The organism is Micromonospora sp. NPDC127501 (assembly GCF_040302185.1).
Taxonomy (GTDB): Bacteria; Actinomycetota; Actinomycetes; order Mycobacteriales; family Micromonosporaceae; genus Micromonospora.
Window position 1 is genome coordinate 103,646 of sequence record NZ_JBEORJ010000005.1, and the last position, 16,712, is coordinate 120,357.

A 16,712-nucleotide genomic window follows, 5' to 3' on the forward strand; every position below is an offset into this window, starting at 1 on the left:
GATCGACCGACGCAGCTAAGTGACACACGTTACGCCGATCTCTGCGAGCCGTCCGCGCAAGGGAGTGTCCCGTGTGTCTGGCCTGCGGAAAAGCCCTCGACACGCCGGTTTGGCGCCCACGGTCGAGAACGTCAGCCGGAGGCGCCTCCGGTGAAGTGCCAGGACGCCAGCCGCAGCGAGGGCGCCGCCCACCAGGCACCGTCCACCCGCTCCGGTTGGCGCACCGCCCGCGCCCCCAGCCCGAGCACCGCCCCCGGCCCGAGCGCCCGCGGGTACGACTCGGTGAACCGCAGGTCACGGACCGCCCGGACGACGGTGCCGTCCTCGATCAACCAGACGCCGTTGCGGGTCAACCCGGTGACGACGAGGCTCTTCGGGTCGAGCACCCGGGTGTACCAGAGGTCGGTGACCAGCAGCCCTCGGCGTACGCCGGCCACCAACGCGGCGGTGTCCGCGTCGACGACAGCCCCGGCCGCCGCGCCGGTGGTGCTCCGGCCCACCGCACTGGCCGGGCCCGCCACCGCGCCGGTCAGCCGCAGGTTGCGGGGCATCGGGCCCCAGGTGGCACCCCCCGCGACCGCGTGCCCGGTGGACTCCGCGCCCGCCTCGGTGCCGGTCCGGCGATCGTGCGCCACCGCCCGGGTGGTGCCCGCCTCGACAAGCGTCAGCGCCCGTCGGCCGGTGCCCTCCGCGTCGAACGGCAACCCGGACCCGCCCAGCGGGTCGTCCACCAGTGTCACCGCCCGGTCGAACTGGGCCGCGCCCGGCTCGGCGAACGACTGCCGCTCGGCGTAGCGCTTGCCGTTGAAGCCGTAGAAGGACAGGTTCTGCAGGAGGTCCGCCACGGCGGCCGGCTCGAACACCACCTCGTAGTGCCCCGGTGGCAGCTCGACCGGGTCGGCCGCCGCCTGCGCCTTCGCGGCCGCCTGCGCGCCCAACTCGGCGCCGTCGAGGTCGGACAGCCGGTCGGCGCTGCGCCGAGCCACCCCGTCCGCACCATCACGGCGGGCGATGCCGTCCATCGCCGCCTCCACCGAGCGGCCGTACGCCGAGTGCCCGGCCGAGTTGGCGAACGCCGACGAGCGGTGCGCGGTGCGGCAGTAACCGGCGGTGCTGAGGCCCCCGGCGGCGGCCACGAACGCCCCCACCCGATCGGCCCGCTGATCCGGCTCGGCGTGCGCGGTGGCCTCGTCGACGGGCGGGGCGTCCGGCATGGGCATGGGCGGGGTCAGCCCCGGCCAACCCGGGTCGGGCGGGCAGAGCCGGGCCGCGGCCAGGGTGCGCTCCACCAGGGCAGACAACCCGTCGGCGGTGACCACGCTGCCGCCACCGGCAGCCGTCCGACCGTCGACGTGCACCCGCAGCCGGACCCCGACCGTGGACTCGGAGACGTTCTGGTGGATGCCCGAGTTTGCGAACCGGGTCAACGCCAGGTCCGCCCGCGTCACCACCGCCTCGGCCTGCGTGGCCGGCCCGCCAAGACGCCGAACCAGCTCCACGACCTGCCCCGCCAGATCCAACTCCGTCTGCCCGCTCATGCCGAGACCCCCACCCGGACGTTGCGGAACCGGGCCGGCGCGGCCGGGTGCCCGGTGTGCCCGATCTGGCCGGGTTGGCCCTTGCCGCAGTTGGGCGTGCCCCAGGGGACCGTCTCGCGGGAGAGCATGTCCATCGAGCGCCAGAACAGCGGACCGATCCCGGTGTACGTGGGGTTGCGCAGCATCCGCCCCCGCCGCCCCTTCTTGATCTCCCAGCCGACCTCACAGCCGAACTGGAAGTTGAGCCGCTTGTCGTCGATCGACCAGGAGCGGTTGAGGTCCATCAACACGCCGTCGTCGGTGGCCGCGATGATCTCGTCCAGCGTGTGTGGGCCGGGTTCCAGGCCGACGTTGGTCATCCGCACCATCGGCAACCGGGCCCACCCGTCGGCCCGTACGCTGCCGCCGTAGTCCAGGCTTGCCATCGCGGCGGAATCCCGGCCGGCGAGCACACCCACCCAGCGACCGTCGCGGACCGCGTCCCGCTTGACCGCCGGGGAGCCCTCGTCGTCGAAACCGAAGCTGCCCAGCGCACCCGGGATCGTCGGGTCGATGGTGATGTTCATCAGCTCAGAGCCGTAGCGCAGCGAGCCGAGCTGGGCCAGGTCCAGCCAGGACGTGCCGGCGAACGCCGCCTCCCAGCCGAGGATCCGGTCCAGTTCGATGGCGTGCCCGACCGACTCGTGGATCTGCAGGGCCAGCTGCTCGCCGCCGAGGATCAGATCGGTCTCGCCGGCCGGGCAGGGCGGCGCGGTGAGCAGCGCCCGGGACTCCTCGGCGATCTGCGCGGCGTGCGCGGCCAGATCCAGCGACTCGACCAGCTCCCACCCGGTGGTGCCGTACTGGCCGCGGTAGCTCGGCCAGGAGCGGCGCTGCGTCTCGCCGTCGCCGATTGAGGTGGCCGAGATGCCGCCGCCGCACTCGCGGATGCGCTGGTCGATCCGGTGGCCCTCGCTGGAGACGAACCACTTCGCGGTGTCCCAGATCTGGTACAGGCCCTCGGCCAGGTCCGCGCCGTGCTCGGCCATCGTGCGGGTCGCGTCGACCAGCAGATCGCCCTTGTCCGACAGGGGCACCCCGAGCGGGTCGATCTCGCAGCCGGAGGCCCAGCTCGCGGTGACCGCCTGGACCGGCACCAGGTCGACCGAAGGGCCCGGCACCCGCGCGCTCGCCATGGCGGTCCGCGTCGCGCGCCAGCCGGCGTCGCGGGCTGCGGCGTCCGACAGATCGGGTACGGCGTGGAAGCCCCAACTCGCACCGACCAACGCCCGGACCCCGAGCCCGATGCTCTCGTCCTGCGTCAGCTCCTCCACGTCGCCGTTGCGCGCGGTCATCGACTCGTAGCGGCGGTGCATCACCCGGGCGTCGGCGTACCGGGCGCCCGCGTCGAGGGCGGCCTGGACGGCGGCGGCGGCCGCGTCGAACTCGGTCATGGACCGACCCTAGGCCAGCCGACCGACACCCGTCAGGGGACGAGATCCTCTGGCCGGATAGTGGCCCGCACCGGCTCGGTCAGTTCCAGAACCTCGCCGCGCTTCGTTGTTGCCCTCTCCACGTAGTGCCCACCCTGCCGCTGGTAAAGACGCATTGCGCCCGTCCCCTGTTCCACCAGCAGATACCACTCAATGCCGGCTGCGGCGTAGTAATGCATCTTGAGGACTTTGTCGGTGGACGCGTTGCTCGGCGAGATGATCTCGCAGACCAGTCGCACATCAGCTGACTCGATGTTGGGCTCGTCGAGATCGATTGCGTTGGTGACGACGAGATCAGGAATCGGTATTCGACCTGGCCGGAGCCGGACGTTCACCGCCTCCAGCAGCTCAAGGTTGGCTGCCTCCGCGGCTGCTTCCAGGATGTTGCCGAGCTTGCGGGAGATTCGTTGATGCCGTGGGGTGGGTCCTGGGGTCACGTGGAGGCTCCAGTCGAAGAGTTCGACGCGATCCTGCGTCTCGCCGAGGGCGAGGAACTCCTCTTCGGTCCACGGACCTTCGTGATCGAACACCGCCGCGGTCATGGGTCACCTCCACCTCGTGCCAGGGGCATCCTCTGCCGGTTGCGCGTCCAATGATCGCACTTGACGTGCGTTCAAGGCGATGAATGGGCGTGGATGGCGAGGTGGCGGGGGTGCGGGGCCGATGCCGACTCGTTACGCTCGGGCCCGCTGACACGTGCCGACTTTGTAGCTTATTTTCACCCTCGGGACTTTGCTGTAAGTTCTCTTCGTCACTGAGGGAGGTGGCCGTGGACAGCTCGGAACCCTCGCCGTCCGGAGACCCGGACGACCGTCCCGCCGTGCCGGCACAGCGCTCCGACCAGGACGCCTACCTGCGGGTGCGTGATCTTCGGGTGCGGTTCGACACCGAGGACGGCGTGGTGCGCGCGGTCGACGGGGTGTCGTTCGCCGTCGAGCGGGGCCGCACCCTCGGCATCGTCGGTGAGTCCGGCTCCGGCAAGAGCGTCACCTCGCTGGCGATTCTCGGCCTGCACGACCCGAAACGGACCACCATCACCGGGGAGATCTCCGTGGGTGGCCGGCAGGTGGTCGGCCTCGGAGACGAGGAGGTACGCCGACTGCGCGGCCGGGACATGGCGATGATCTTCCAGGATCCGCTGTCGGCGCTGCACCCGTACTACACGGTGGGCCGGCAGATCGCCGAGGCGTACCGGGTGCACCACCCGAAGGCCAACCGGCGCGAGGCCCGCCAGCGGGCGGTCGACATGCTGGACCGGGTCGGCATCCCGCAGCCGGCGCGCCGCTTCGACCAGTACCCGCACGAGTTCTCCGGCGGCATGCGCCAGCGGGCGATGATCGCGATGTCCCTGGTCAACGACCCGGCGCTGCTGATCGCCGACGAACCGACCACCGCGCTGGACGTCACCGTCCAGGCGCAGATCCTGGACCTCCTCGCCGACCTCCAGGCCGAGTTCCACTCCGCGATCATCCTGATCACCCACGACCTCGGCGTGGTCGGCCAGGTCGCCGACGACGTGCTGGTCATGTACGGCGGACGGGCCGTCGAGCGGGGCAGCGTCGAGCAGGTGCTCCGGGCGCCGCAGCATCCGTACACCTGGGGGTTGCTCTCCAGCGTGCCGTCCCTGCACGGCGACGCGGACGCGGACCTGGTGCCCATTCCCGGCAACCCGCCCAGCCTGATCAACCTGCCGCCGGGCTGCGCGTTCCACCCCCGCTGCCGGTACGCGGACCGCGCGGGCAGCCGCTCCCGCACCGAGGTGCCCGAGCTGCGCCCGGCGGGGGAGGGCGATTCGGCCGGCCACCTGGTCGCCTGTCACCTGAGCGCCGAGGAGCGGGCCACGTTCTACGCCGAGGACATCGCATCCGTGGGGGTGGCCCGATGACCGATGAACCACTGCTGCGGGTCCGCGGCCTGAGCAAGCACTTCCCGGTACGCCAGGGGCTGCGTGCCACCGGTCTGGTGCGGGCGGTCGACGGGCTCGACTTCGACGTGCGCCCCGGCGAGACGCTCGGCCTGGTGGGGGAGTCGGGCTGCGGCAAGACCACCACCGGTCGGATGCTGGTGCGGCTGCTGGAACCGACGAGCGGCAGCATCGAGTTCGACGGGCGGGACATCACGCACGCCGGCCGCCGGGAATTGCGCCCGCTGCGTCAGGAACTTCAGATCATCTTCCAGGACCCGTACGCCTCGCTGAACCCTCGGCACACGGTGGGCCGGATCGTGGCGATGCCGCTACAGGTCAACGGGATCAAGCCGCCGGGTGGGATCAAGGCCCGGGTGCAGGAGTTGCTGGAGCTGGTCGGGCTGAACCCGGAGCACTACAACCGGTACCCGCACGAGTTCTCCGGTGGTCAGCGCCAGCGCATCGGCATCGCCCGCGCGTTGGCCCTGCGGCCGAAGCTGATCGTCGCGGACGAGCCGGTGAGCGCGCTGGACGTCTCGATCCAGGCGCAGGTCGTCAACCTGCTGCGCGACCTGCAACGCGAGCTTGGCCTGGCCTTCGTGTTCATCGCGCACGACCTGGCCGTGGTCCGGCACTTCTGCCAGCGGGTCGCTGTCATGTACCTGGGTCGGATCGTGGAGATCGGCGATCGGGCGGACATCTACGAGCGCCCGCAGCACCCGTACACCCGGGCGTTGCTCTCGGCGATCCCGGACGTCACCCAGCTCGGCCCGGCGGGTCGGATCCGACTGACCGGTGACGTGCCCACCCCGCTGGACCCGCCGTCGGGCTGCCGGTTCCGTACCCGCTGCTGGAAGGCGCAGGACATCTGCGCCACCGAAGAGCCCGCGCTGATCCCGCGCGACGGCGGCAACCAGGCCACCGCGTGTCACTTCCCCGAAGGGGACACGGCCGGCACGAGCCCAGTAGGTGGGGCGGCTGCGGAGGCCGGGACGACAGACGCGATCGTGGAGGAGGTGTCGTCGTGAGCCTGTCCCCGGTGGAGGGTGTGGCGCTGGCCGAGATCGAGTCCGGCACGGACCCGGTCGGGCCCGCCGCGAAGGGCGTCGTCGGCCGTTCGCCCGGCCAGCTCGCCTGGCTGCGGCTGCGCCGCGACCGGACGGCGATGGTCAGCGGCGTACTCCTGATCTTCTTCCTGCTGTTGGGGTTGGCCGCCCCGCTGATCGAGATGGTCTACGGGATCGGCCCGCGGGAGCAGTTCCAGAACATGCTGGACGGCTTCGGCATGCCGCTGGGGTACGCCGGCGGAGTCAGCGGCGAGCACTGGTTCGGTCTGGAGCCGGGGCTGGGCCGGGACATCTTCATCCGGCTGATCTACGGGCTGCGGACCTCGTTGTTCATCGCGTTCGCTGCGGCCCTGATCACCGCGACGATCGGGATCGTGCTGGGCGCGCTCGCCGGCTACCTCGGCGGCTGGCTCGACGCGGTGATCAACTGGATCACCGACCTGACCCTGGCCATGCCCTTCCTGATCATCGCGCTGGCGCTCACGCCCACCATCACGCTGCGCTTCTACGGTGAGCGGGGGCAGGTGTCGTCCGCCTTCGGGGTGGGCGTGCTGATCGCCGTCTTCGCCATCTTCGGCTGGACCAGTACGGCCCGGCTGGTCCGCGGGCAGGTGATCGCACTGCGTGAGCGGGAGTTCGTGGAGGCGGCCCGGGCCAGCGGGGCCGGGCTGGGGCACATGCTCTTCCGGCAGCTGCTGCCGAACATCTGGGCGCCGATCCTGGTGTCGTTCTCCCTGGCGGTGCCGCAGTTCATCACCAGCGAGGCGGCGCTGTCGTTCATCGGCGTCGGCCTCAGCGACGAGACGCCCAGCTTCGGCCGAATGATCTACCGCAGTCTGGACTTCCTCCAGACCGACCCGGCGTACGTGTTCTTCCCGGGCATCACGATCTTCGCGCTGGTGTTCGCCTTCAACCTCTTCGGCGACGCGTTGCGGGACGCGCTCGACCCGAAGTCGTCCCGGTAGGGGTCAAAATCATGGCGCGATTTCTGCTCAAGCGACTCTTCTCCGCCACGCTGACCCTCTTCGCGGTGAGCGTGTTGACCTTCCTGATGTTCTTCGCCCTGCCGCGCGACCCGGTCAGCAGCATCTGCTCGAAGAACTGCAACCCGGAGCGGCTGGAGCGGGTCCGCGACGACCTGGGCCTGAACGACCCCCTGGTCAGCCAGTACGCCGGCTACATGAAGGGCATCGTCACCGGTCGGGACCTGGGCAGCGCCCAGGGTGGCCGGTGTGACGCGCCCTGCCTGGGCTGGTCGTACGTCACCAACGAGGCCGTCTCGGACACCATCGCCCGGGTGCTGCCGGTGACGCTGAGCATCGTGATCCCGGCGGCGATCCTCTGGTTGCTGCTCGGGGTCGGTCTCGGCATGGTCTCCGCGTTGCGGCGCGGCACCTGGCTGGACCGCCTGGCCATCGGGTTCTCGCTGACCGGGGCCTCGTTGCAGCTGTACTTCGTGGGCGCGGTGCTGCTGCTGGTGTTCGTCTACAACCTGCGGCTGTTGCCGGTGCCGAGCTACACCTCCATCTTCGACAACCCGGCGAAGTGGGCCAGTGGGCTGGTGCTGGCCTGGGTGGCACTGGCCTTCCTCTTCTCGGCCATCTACGCCCGGTTGTCGCGGGCGCAGATGTTGGAGACGCTGTCGGAGGACTTCGTCCGGACCGCGCGGGCCAAGGGCCTGGCCAAACCCACTGTGTACGGGAGGCACGCCCTGCGCGCGGCGATCACCCCGGTGGTGACCATCGCCGGGCTGGACGTGGGCGGGGCGCTGGGCGGGACGGTGATCACCGAGACCACGTTCGGCATCCAGGGGTTGGGACGTACGGCGGTGGACGCGGTGCGCTCGGGTGATCTGCCTACCATCATGGCCACCGTGCTGATCGCCGCGGTCTTCGTGGTGTTGGCGAACGTACTGGTGGACCTGCTCTACGCGGCCATCGACCCCCGGGTGCGGCTGCGCTGACCTGTCGATGTCCAGCAGGCGACCTGCGGCTGGGCCGGTGGCGAAATTTATCGACAACTGTTACACAACTTGTAGGTTTTCTTCCTTACGATCCTCGGGACGTCGGCGGTTCTCGCCCCGACGAAACCGCACGGCACATGGGTGAAGGGGGTACTTCATGAGACCACGCGTGGTGGCTGCCGCAGGCGGCGCGATCGCTCTGGTTGTGGCATTGGGTGCGTGCTCGAAGAACACGGGCGAGGGCACCACGGTGGACAACGAACGGCAGCAGACCGGGGTCATCGCGACCGACCCCAAGGACTCGCAGGGGCCGGCGGCCGAGGTGAGCGGAGCTGCGAAGGGCGGCACCTTCACCATCATCCGGGAGTCGCCGATCTCCCACCTCGACCCGCAGCGGACGTACTCGTTCGCCGGTCTGATGGCCAACCCGCTCTTCGCCCGCTACCTGACCACCTGGAAGGACGACGGCAAGGGCGGCCTGGTCCTGGTGGGCGACCTGGCCGAGACGCCGGGCAAGAACGTCAACAACGACTGCAAGGTCTGGGAATTCACTGTCAAGGACGGGGTGAAGTTCGAGGACGGCCGGCCGATCACCTCCAAGGAGATCGCGTACGGCATCGCCCGGTCCTTCGACCCGGACCTGTCCGGCGGCCCGACCTACATCCAGGAGTGGCTGGCCGACACCCCGCAGTTCGACACCAAGTGGGACTTCAAGAAGAACAAGACGTCGCTGCCGCCCGGCCTGAGTACGCCGGACGCCAAGACCCTGCGCTTCGAGTTCGCCAAGCCCCGATGTGACCTGCCGTTCGCCGTCTCGCTGCCGACCACCGCGCCGCTGCCGGCCGACAAGGACACCGGCGTCGACCTGGACAAGCAGCCGTTCTCGTCCGGCCCGTACAAGGTCGCCAAGAACCAGGTCGGCGTGCAGATCACCCTGGACCGCAACACCAACTGGGACCCGAAGACCGACCCGGTCCGGCACCAGTACCCGGACCAGTTCGTCTGGAGCTTCGGCCCGACCGCGGACGCCGCCAACAACCGGGTGATCGCCGACAACGGCGCCGACCAGAGCGCTCTCGCCTTCAACACGGTGCCCGCCTCGCTGGTCGCCAAGGTGGCCGGGGACGCCACGCTCAAGTCGCGCAGCATCCTCTCGCCGACCCCGAGCGCCAACCAGTTGGTCATCAACAACCAGCGGGTCACCGACCTGAAGGTCCGCCAGGCGCTCAACTACGCCATCGACCGCGAGGGCCTGATCAAGGCGATGGGCGGGCAGACCGTCGCCGCGCCGCTGACCACGCTGATGCCGCCGGCAACCATCGGCTACAAGGCGTACGACGCGTACCCGGCGGGCGCCAACGGCAACCTCGACAAGGTCAAGGAACTGCTCGGCGGACAGACGCCGGCGCTGGTCCTCGGTGTCGCCGACAACACGACCGAGCAGCAGCAGGGCGCCCAGCTCAAGGCCAACCTGGAGCGGGCCGGCTTCAAGATCACGCTGCGGAACATCTCGGACGACGCGAAGCTCGACGAGATCAAGAAGAAGGACAACCCCTGGGACCTGTACATCGGTAACTGGGCGGCGGACTGGCCGAGCGGGGCCTCGATCCTGCCGGTGCTCTACGACGGCCGCACCATCAAGGCCGAGGGCAACAGCAACCAGGCCTACTTCAACGATCCGGCCATCAACACCGAGATGGACCGCATCTCGGCCATGCCCGCGGCCGAGCAGGGCCCGGAGTGGGCCAAGCTCGACGAGCGGATCATGAAGGAGCACGCCCCGGTGGTGCCGCTCTTCGTCGACGTGGCCTACAACGTGCACGGGTCCAAGGCGGGCGGGATCTTCATCTCCAGCGTCTTCGGCTACCCGTCGTTCGTGAACGCGCACGTCAAGCCGTAAGCCGCACCGCAGACCAGCAGGGTCCCTCCCGACAGCGTCGTCGGGAGGGACCCTGCTGTTTCTGTCGATCGGCCACGACCTGCGGCATGAGAAGGCTGAATGTAACCTTGCGGATACGTACCCGCGTGGTTACATTAGTCGCCATGGATGCCGTGTTGCACGCGCTGGCAGACGAGAGCCGGCGCACGGTTCTCGATATCCTCCGCGACCACCCGGCGAGTGCGGGAGAGCTGGCCGAGGCTCTCCCGATCGCCCGCCCGGGCGTGTCCCGGCATCTCCGCGTGCTGCGGGAAGCCGGGCTGGTCGACGTACGCCAGGACGCGCAGCGCCGGATCTACACCCTCCGGCCGGAGGCGCTCGTCGAGGTCGACGAGTGGCTGGGGGAGTACCGCCGGCTCTGGGAGAACCGACTCGGCGCTCTTCATACCGAGATCGCACGAGGAAAGAAGGCGCGACGATGACCACGATCGCGACGATGCGAACGATCGACGAGGGTCGCGGAGCAGTCCGGGTCGAGGACCTCTACGACACGGACATCCGCGACCTCTGGCAGGCGTGTACGACGCCCGAGCGGCTGGCCCGCTGGATCGCCCGGGTCGACGGCGACATGCGGGTCGGCGGCACGATCCAGGCCGTCTTCACGAGCAGTTGGACCGGTCCGGCGCGCATCGAGGTGTGCGATGCGCCCCACCACCTGCTGCTGACGACGCAGCCCGGTACGGACCACGAGGGGCAGATCGAGGCGTGGCTGACCGAGGAGGGCTCCAAGACCCGGCTGGTGGTCGAGGAGCGCGGCCTGCCGATCGGGCATCTCCCGTTCCACGCCTCTGGTTGGCGGGCCCACCTCGAGGATCTCGGTCGGTCGCTGGCGGTCGACGGCCCGGTCCATTCGGAGGGCTGGAGTTCCGATGCCAGAGCGCCCGGCTGGAAGGAACGCTGGGAAGAGCTCACGCCGACATACCAGCGGATGGAGATTCTTCGATGACGGACCTGATCAGGCTCAGCTTGACGACGGTCAATGCGCCCGACGCAATCGCGCTCGCGCGGTTCTACGCCGAGATCACCGGCGGGGTCGCGAAGGGTGACGAGAGCTGGGCGCTCGTGGCAGGGCCGAACGGTGACATCGGTTTCCAGCAGATCGACGACTACCGGCCCCCCACCTGGCCGGATGGCGAGGTGGGGATGCAGATGCACCTCGAGTTCTTCGTCGACGACCTGGAGGCGACCGGAGCGCGCGTGCTGGCGGCCGGCGCTACCCGATTCGAGCATCAGCCCAACGCGGACCACTGCTTCGTGTACGCCGACCCGGCCGGGCATCCGTTCTGCCTTTCCCTGTGGGGGGTCCCGAGAGTCGGCGACTGAGTCAGCTCGTTCGGGGATCTGTTGTTCGGGCGCGACCACCGTGCCGGTGCCCGAAGGGCCGAGCACCACTACCGGTAGGGCCCGACGACGGCGTTGGCAACGTGGATCCGGGCGGTGCTGTCGGCGTACCCAATGGCTTTGGTCGCCCGACGGGCCTGGAGGGTGATGTCGGTTGATCGATTGGGGTTGAATGAATGATGGACTGGTATCCGCCCATCGAGCCGTACGACTCCGGGATGCTCGGCGTCGGCCACGGTAATGAGCTCTACTGGGAACTCTGCGGAAATCCTGACGGCAAACCCGCGGTGTTCCTGCACGGCGGCCCCGGCGGTGGCCTGCTCCCGGACAATCGGCGGTACTTCGACCCGTCCGGCTACCGGGTCGTGTTGTTCGACCAGCGGAACTGCGGTCGCAGCCGGCCCTTCGCGGGCGACCCGACGACGTCACTGGAACACAACACCACCCCACACCTGGTGGCGGACATCGAGCGGCTTCGCGAGCACCTGGGGATCGACCGTTGGCTCGTCTTTGGCGGCAGTTGGGGCAGCACCCTCGGCCTGGCCTACGCGCAGGCCCATCCCGAGCGGGTCACCGAACTCGTGCTCCGTGGCGTGTGGCTGATTCGCAGGTCAGACGAGGCATGGGCGTTCACCTCGGCGGGCGCAGCGCACCTGTTCCCCGCCGAGTGGGCGGCGTTTCGTGCTGCGATCCCCCTGACGGAACAGGACGACCTTGTCGGCGCCTATGGCCGCCGCATTTCCGACCCCGACCCCGCGATCCACGGCCCGGCGGCCCGCGCCTGGATGAGCTGGGAGCTCTCGGCCAACACCCTGCTGCCGATGACGCCGCCCGACATCGACGACACCAGCCTGCTGGCGTTCGCCCGCATCACACACCACTACATCAGCAACGGCGGCTTCCTCCCGCCGGAAGGTCTCCTGGCGGGCGTCGACCGCATTCGACACATCCCGACGGTCATCGTGAACGGCCGTTACGACATCAAGACGCCGCCGAGCCAAGCCTGGGACCTGCATCGAGTCTGGCCTGAGGCGAAGTTCCACATCGTGGAGGACGCGGGCCACAGCGGCTCCGAACCTGGCACCCGCAGCCTGCTCATCGAAGCCACAACCCAGTTCCTCGCGCCCCTGAATTCCTCGCGCCAAGGTGATACGAGTAGGTCCTGACCCTGGCCAGGCTGCGGGCGCGGCCGACCATCGGCGGTGACCGTCCGTCACCTCCATCCGGGCGGACGTGGCGTTGAGCGGTATACCTCAGAGTCATATTCATACCTCTGAGGTACCGCTCAACAGCACATCGACATGCGGGGCCAGCCAAGGCGCACGCTGGAGGTCGGGCTTGTTTTCGCCGCGGATCAGGGGACGATCACCACGCCGCCGCGCACGGCACCGTGGGCCAGCCGCTCGTGGGCGGCCGCCGCGTCGGCGAAGGGGTACACGTCAGCGACCCGGAGCGGGATGTCGCCGCTGGTGACGAGTTTGACCAGTTCGCCCAGCCGGGTTCCGTCCGGTAGCACCTCCAGCGCGACGGTCCGGATCCCTCGCACCGGTTCCGGGCGAAGCGGGGGTGACGCGGCCACGTAGCCGCCGCCGTCCCGAATGAGGTCCAGCAGCGAGGAGCCGATCACCGCCAGGTCGATGACCGCGTCGAACGTCCCCGTCGGATCGTCGGTGCGTGACAGGAACGCCGCGCCCAGCGACTCGACGAACTCGCGGTCGTCGGCTCCGGCCAGTCCGGTGGCGTGCAGGCCGGCCGCCCGGGCCAGCGCCAGAACGAACCCGCCGACCTGCCCGGCGGCGCCGGTGACGAGCACTGTCGAGCCCGCTGGGAGCGCGAGCAGGTCGAGTGCCTGGGCGGCGGCGAGTCCATTGGTCGGCAGGGTCGCCGCCTCGGTGGCGGGGACGTTGGCGGGTGCGGAGGTCAGCCAGGCGGCGTCGAGGACCACGTACTCGGCGTGGGCGCCGACAGTGGTTTGCAACCAGGGCGAGAAGCCGATGACCTCGTCGCCGATCGTGAAGTCGTCGACCGACGGGCCGACCGCGTCGACGCTGCCGGCAACGTCCCAGCCTGGCGTGTACGGCAGACCGGTCGGCAACGGAGCCGGGAACCGGCCGGAGCGGACCATCAGATCGACCGGGTGCACGACCGACGCGGCGACCTGTACCCGCACCTGCCCCGGCCCGGGCTCGGGCACCGGCACCTCGGCCACGTGCAGGACCTCCGGCCCTCCGAACTGTGCGTAGCTGACTGCGCGCATCGCCGTCTCCTTCGTGGGATTTCGTGATCACCACGACCGTACGAATCATCGGCACTATGAGAAAGTAGGTACCTTGAAGTGCCTAGGGCACCAGGTGGAGGTGAGCATGGCGACGTCGACCGCAGCGCAACGACGCGAACAGGCCAAAAGCGACTACGACGCGTTCCTGGAACAGTGCCCGACGCGTGAGCTGCTGAGCCGGCTCACCGACAAGTGGGTCGCCCTGGTGATCCCAGCGCTCGTCGACGGCCCGCAGCGGCACGGCGAGCTCGCCCAGCGCATCGCCGGCGTCAGCCAGAAGATGCTCACCCAGACCCTGCGCACCCTGGAGCGCGACGGCCTGGTCACCCGCACGGTCACCGCCTCGGTGCCGGTCCGCGTCGACTACGAGCTCACCCCGCTCGGCCACGAGCTGTTCCCGGTCATGATCGCGATCAAGAACTGGGCGGAGACGCACATGGACCGCGTCTTCGAAGCCCGGACCCGATACGACGCACGCCCCTGAACCAGCGACATCGATCACGTCGGAGTTCGCCGCAACGTGTCCGCCCGGAGTTGCTGGTATGGGCTGCGAAGATCACCGTGGCTTGCCGCTGTGCTTGCCAGATTGTCGCCGGCGGGGGCTAGGGTCCGCGCCGTGGACGACACCTTGATGGCCCGGCAGACCGCCCACGCCTACATTGATCTTCTGGAGCGCCGCGACTGGTCGGGGTTGGCCGCCCTGCTCACCGATGATGTGGTCTACGAGATGCCGCAGACTCGGGAGCGCATTCGCGGCAGGGACGCGTTCCTGCGGTTCAACACCGAGTATCCCGGCGACTGGCACCTGCGGCCGCGCCGGGTGATCGCCGATGGCCGGGCCGCTGCCCTGTTGCTCGACGTCACCGTCGGTGACGAGCAGCAGGACGCGTGCGTCTGGTTGGAGGTGTCCGAGCATGGGCTGATCAGCACGGTCGTCGACTACTGGCCCGAGCCGTACGACCCGCCGCAGGGCCGGGAACACCTCGTGGAGCGTTGGTGATCGTGGCCACTACAGCAGGTGGGTGCGGAGGAAGTCCAGTTCCAGGGGGAGTAGCCGCTCGGCGGTGCCGTTCGCGGCCAGATGGGTGGCCCCGGTCAGCGGCAGCACGGCGTGCGGTCGGCCGGTGCTCAGCAGGGCCGCGGAGAGCCGGAGCGTGTGCGCGGCCACCACGTTGTCGTCGGCCATCCCGTGCACCAGCAGCAACGGGCGGGCCTGGTCCGGGCTGGTGACCGGCTCGGCGGCCAACTCGACGAGCGAGTGGTGCGCGTAGATGTCCTGGCCGTCTTCCGGCAACCCCAGATAACGCTCGGTGTACGCGGTGTCGTACAGCGCCCAGTCGGTCACCGGGGCACCTGCGATTCCGCACCGGAACAGCTCGGGGTGGCGCAGCACCGCCAACCCGGCCAGCCATCCGCCGAACGACCAACCGCGCACCCCCACCCGCCCGAGGTCCAGGTCCGGGTGCTTGCCGGCGAGCGCGGTCAGCGCGTCGATCTGGTCGGTCAGGATCACGTCGGCGACCCGCCGGTGGATCGCCTTCTCGAACGACGGCGCCACGCCCGGCGTACCCCGGTTGTCGATGGTGACCACCGCGAACCCGGCGTCGGCCCACCACTGCCGTTCCAGCCACGCGGCCCGCGCCGCCACGACCTCCTGGTGCCCCGGGCCGCCGTAGATGTCCAGCAGCACCGGCAGCCGCCGGCCCGTCACGTGGTTGTCCGGGTAGAGCACCGCCGCCGGCAGCCGCCGATCCGTCACCCGTTCCAGCAGCGGCAGCGGAGAATACGGCGGGGCGGCGGCGAACGAGCGCAGCTCGGCGATCTCCTGATCGCCGCGGCGCACCGTCCAGCGGACCCCGGCGTGATCCAGCGACGCGACGCCGACGGCCAGCACGTCCCCGCCCACCGCGGCGGTGTACCAGCCGGAGTCGGTGGTGAGCCGACGGGCGTCCACCCCACCGCCGATGGTCGTGCGGACCCGGAACAGGTGCCGCTCGCTCGGTTCGCCGTCGCTCGCCTCCACCAGCAGGTCGGCCGGGCCGGCGGCGGCCGGCAGCCGACCCACCACCCGTCGTACGTACAGCGACGGCGGGGTGAGCAGGGTGCCGTCCGCGAACAGGCACCGGGCGTCGTACCCGTCGTGGGCCAACTCCCCACCGACCAGCACCCGGCCGTCCGGCAGGTGCGCGGGGGTGCCGGCGATCGGCTCGACCCAGCGTGGATCGGCCAGCTCGGCGTGCACCTGCGTCTCACCCGTGCGCGGGTCCACCGCCAGCACCAGCCCGTGCTGCTGCGAGCGGCGCAGCACGGTGATCAACGGACTGCCCTCACCCCAGCTGACCCCGGTCAGGTACGGGTAGGTCTCCCGGTCCCAGTGCACGTCGACCCAGCCGTCGTCCAGGTCCAGCAGGTGCAGGCTGACCTCCGCGTTCGGGCCGCCGGCCCGGGGGTACGCGACGGCGGTCGGGGGGCTCGCCGGCTCGGCCGGGTCGTGCAGGTGCCACCGCTCCAGGCGGGACTCGTCGACCCGGGCGGCGAGCACCGAGCGGCCGTCGGGCGCCCACCAGTACCCCCGGAACCGGCCGAACTCCTCCGCCGCGATGTGCTCGGCCAACCCCCAGCTCACCCCGGCGTCCTCGCCGGCCAGCAGGGTGTCGGTGCCGTCGGGGTCGATCACCCGCAGCTCACCCCGGCGCACACCCTCGGCCGCGTCCGTCACGTACGACAGCCGCTGCCCGGTCGGGTCCGGACGTGGGTCCAGCACCGGGCCGACGGCCGCCACCTCCACCACGTCGCCGTGCACCAGATCGGCCCGGAACAACCGCCCGGCCAGGGCGAACACCGCAACCCGGCCGGCCGCGTCCAACGCGTACGAGCCGATGCCGGCGGCGCTGAGCCGCAGCCGCTCGCGTAGCGCGCGTTCGCCGGGGGAGAGGGAGCGGACGTCCCCGCCCTCGCCCAGCAGGGTCGCCGGATCGGCGACCAGCCGCTCCTCGCCGGTGCCCACGTCCAGCAACCAGAGCGCGTCCGCCGGGTCCTCCGGGCCGGCGGAGCGCAGGAAGATCACCCGGGAGCCGTCCTCAGCCACCGAGACAGCGCGTGGCGCGCCGTGGCTGAACCGGCGGGTGCGGGCGGCCAGCTCCGGAAAGTCCACACGCCAAATCGTAGAGCGGGAGCGGGGGTGATGTGGCCGACCTGGGCGGACGCG

At 70.2% G+C, this 16,712-nt stretch carries 16 protein-coding genes; 11 read left to right on the forward strand and 5 right to left on the reverse strand.

All coding sequences use genetic code 11. The annotated features are described in order from the left end of the window. Positions 1-131: 131 nt before the first annotated feature. Genes ABTW72_RS13160 through ABTW72_RS13170 form a run of 3 tightly spaced genes read right to left on the reverse strand, consistent with a single transcriptional unit; the run spans position 132 to position 3,552 of the window. Positions 132-1,538 (reverse strand): TldD/PmbA family protein, encoded by a 1,407-nt coding sequence (locus tag ABTW72_RS13160; protein ID WP_350858113.1) that lies wholly within the window; start codon positions 1,536-1,538, stop codon positions 132-134. Continuing rightward, positions 1,535-2,971 (reverse strand): TldD/PmbA family protein, encoded by a 1,437-nt coding sequence (locus tag ABTW72_RS13165; RefSeq protein WP_350858115.1) that lies wholly within the window; start codon positions 2,969-2,971, stop codon positions 1,535-1,537. Before ABTW72_RS13165 ends, ABTW72_RS13160 begins: the two co-directional genes overlap by 4 nt. Positions 2,972-3,003: 32 nt before the next feature. After that, positions 3,004-3,552, reverse strand: coding sequence for a Uma2 family endonuclease (locus ABTW72_RS13170; protein WP_350858118.1), 549 nt, complete (start codon positions 3,550-3,552; stop codon positions 3,004-3,006). 278 nt (positions 3,553-3,830) lie between these two features. Here ABTW72_RS13170 and ABTW72_RS13175 point away from each other — a divergent pair, with 278 nt between their 5' ends. The 9 genes from ABTW72_RS13175 to pip all read left to right on the forward strand — a co-directional run bounded on the left by ABTW72_RS13175 (position 3,831) and on the right by pip (position 12,392). Further along, positions 3,831-4,895 (forward strand): ABC transporter ATP-binding protein, encoded by a 1,065-nt coding sequence (locus ABTW72_RS13175; protein WP_350858878.1) that lies wholly within the window; start codon positions 3,831-3,833, stop codon positions 4,893-4,895. Beyond that, a complete protein-coding gene (locus ABTW72_RS13180; protein ID WP_350858120.1) occupies positions 4,892-5,944 on the forward strand; it encodes an ABC transporter ATP-binding protein in 1,053 nt (350 codons plus the stop codon). The genes ABTW72_RS13175 and ABTW72_RS13180 overlap by 4 nt, the downstream gene beginning before the upstream one ends. Beyond that, on the forward strand, positions 5,941-6,948 hold the full coding sequence (locus ABTW72_RS13185; protein ID WP_350858123.1) for an ABC transporter permease: 1,008 nt from the start codon (positions 5,941-5,943) through the stop codon (positions 6,946-6,948). Before ABTW72_RS13180 ends, ABTW72_RS13185 begins: the two co-directional genes overlap by 4 nt. 11 nt (positions 6,949-6,959) lie before the next feature. After that, positions 6,960-7,946 carry an ABC transporter permease gene (locus ABTW72_RS13190; protein ID WP_350858126.1) on the forward strand — a complete coding sequence of 329 codons (987 nt, stop codon included), beginning with the start codon at positions 6,960-6,962 and terminating at the stop codon, positions 7,944-7,946. 157 nt (positions 7,947-8,103) lie between these two features. Continuing rightward, the gene (locus ABTW72_RS13195) at positions 8,104-9,846 is read left to right on the forward strand and encodes an ABC transporter substrate-binding protein (protein ID WP_350858129.1); all 1,743 of its coding nucleotides are present in this window, start codon (positions 8,104-8,106) and stop codon (positions 9,844-9,846) included. Between the two features lie 143 nt (positions 9,847-9,989). Beyond that, positions 9,990-10,307 carry an ArsR/SmtB family transcription factor gene (locus ABTW72_RS13200; RefSeq protein ID WP_350858132.1) on the forward strand — a complete coding sequence of 106 codons (318 nt, stop codon included), beginning with the start codon at positions 9,990-9,992 and terminating at the stop codon, positions 10,305-10,307. Continuing rightward, the gene (locus tag ABTW72_RS13205; RefSeq protein WP_350858135.1) at positions 10,304-10,831 is read left to right on the forward strand and encodes an SRPBCC domain-containing protein; all 528 of its coding nucleotides are present in this window, start codon (positions 10,304-10,306) and stop codon (positions 10,829-10,831) included. The genes ABTW72_RS13200 and ABTW72_RS13205 overlap by 4 nt, the downstream gene beginning before the upstream one ends. Beyond that, positions 10,828-11,208, forward strand: a complete 381-nt coding sequence (locus tag ABTW72_RS13210) for a VOC family protein (protein WP_350858138.1) — start codon at positions 10,828-10,830, stop codon at positions 11,206-11,208. Before ABTW72_RS13205 ends, ABTW72_RS13210 begins: the two co-directional genes overlap by 4 nt. Before the next feature lie 194 nt (positions 11,209-11,402). After that, positions 11,403-12,392: a prolyl aminopeptidase gene (gene pip / locus ABTW72_RS13215; RefSeq protein WP_350858141.1), complete on the forward strand. Its 990-nt coding sequence runs from the start codon at positions 11,403-11,405 to the stop codon at positions 12,390-12,392. Between the two features lie 188 nt (positions 12,393-12,580). Here the strand turns inward: pip and ABTW72_RS13220 are convergent, their stop codons facing one another. Next, positions 12,581-13,483, reverse strand: coding sequence for an NADP-dependent oxidoreductase (locus ABTW72_RS13220; RefSeq protein WP_350858144.1), 903 nt, complete (start codon positions 13,481-13,483; stop codon positions 12,581-12,583). A 106-nt stretch (positions 13,484-13,589) separates the two neighbouring features. Between ABTW72_RS13220 and ABTW72_RS13225 the strand changes: the two genes are divergently transcribed. Together ABTW72_RS13225 and ABTW72_RS13230 are read left to right on the forward strand one after the other, a co-directional pair. Further along, entirely contained in the window at positions 13,590-13,988 is a 399-nt protein-coding gene (locus ABTW72_RS13225; protein WP_350858147.1) for a winged helix-turn-helix transcriptional regulator, read from the forward strand. A gap of 132 nt (positions 13,989-14,120) precedes the next feature. Then, positions 14,121-14,504, forward strand: coding sequence for a nuclear transport factor 2 family protein (locus ABTW72_RS13230; RefSeq protein WP_502892195.1), 384 nt, complete (start codon positions 14,121-14,123; stop codon positions 14,502-14,504). Positions 14,505-14,513: 9 nt separating this feature from the next. Here the strand turns inward: ABTW72_RS13230 and ABTW72_RS13235 are convergent, their stop codons facing one another. Beyond that, the gene (locus ABTW72_RS13235; protein ID WP_112619353.1) at positions 14,514-16,658 is read right to left on the reverse strand and encodes a S9 family peptidase; all 2,145 of its coding nucleotides are present in this window, start codon (positions 16,656-16,658) and stop codon (positions 14,514-14,516) included. Positions 16,659-16,712: the final 54 nt, after the last annotated feature.

Bases quoted from the DNA above. Each gene is read 5' to 3' on its own strand.
- ABTW72_RS13160 (WP_350858113.1), bottom strand. From the start codon at position 1,538: ATGAGCGGGCAGACGGAGTTGGATCTGGCGGGGCAGGTCGTGGAGCTG.
- ABTW72_RS13165 (WP_350858115.1), bottom strand. From the start codon at position 2,971: ATGACCGAGTTCGACGCGGCCGCCGCCGCCGTCCAGGCCGCCCTCGAC.
- ABTW72_RS13170 (WP_350858118.1), bottom strand. From the start codon at position 3,552: ATGACCGCGGCGGTGTTCGATCACGAAGGTCCGTGGACCGAAGAGGAG.
- ABTW72_RS13180 (WP_350858120.1), top strand. From the start codon at position 4,892: ATGACCGATGAACCACTGCTGCGGGTCCGCGGCCTGAGCAAGCACTTC.
- ABTW72_RS13190 (WP_350858126.1), top strand. From the start codon at position 6,960: ATGGCGCGATTTCTGCTCAAGCGACTCTTCTCCGCCACGCTGACCCTC.
- ABTW72_RS13195 (WP_350858129.1), top strand. From the start codon at position 8,104: ATGAGACCACGCGTGGTGGCTGCCGCAGGCGGCGCGATCGCTCTGGTT.
- ABTW72_RS13200 (WP_350858132.1), top strand. From the start codon at position 9,990: ATGGATGCCGTGTTGCACGCGCTGGCAGACGAGAGCCGGCGCACGGTT.
- ABTW72_RS13205 (WP_350858135.1), top strand. From the start codon at position 10,304: ATGACCACGATCGCGACGATGCGAACGATCGACGAGGGTCGCGGAGCA.
- ABTW72_RS13210 (WP_350858138.1), top strand. From the start codon at position 10,828: ATGACGGACCTGATCAGGCTCAGCTTGACGACGGTCAATGCGCCCGAC.
- pip (WP_350858141.1), top strand. From the start codon at position 11,403: ATGATGGACTGGTATCCGCCCATCGAGCCGTACGACTCCGGGATGCTC.
- ABTW72_RS13220 (WP_350858144.1), bottom strand. From the start codon at position 13,483: ATGCGCGCAGTCAGCTACGCACAGTTCGGAGGGCCGGAGGTCCTGCAC.
- ABTW72_RS13225 (WP_350858147.1), top strand. From the start codon at position 13,590: ATGGCGACGTCGACCGCAGCGCAACGACGCGAACAGGCCAAAAGCGAC.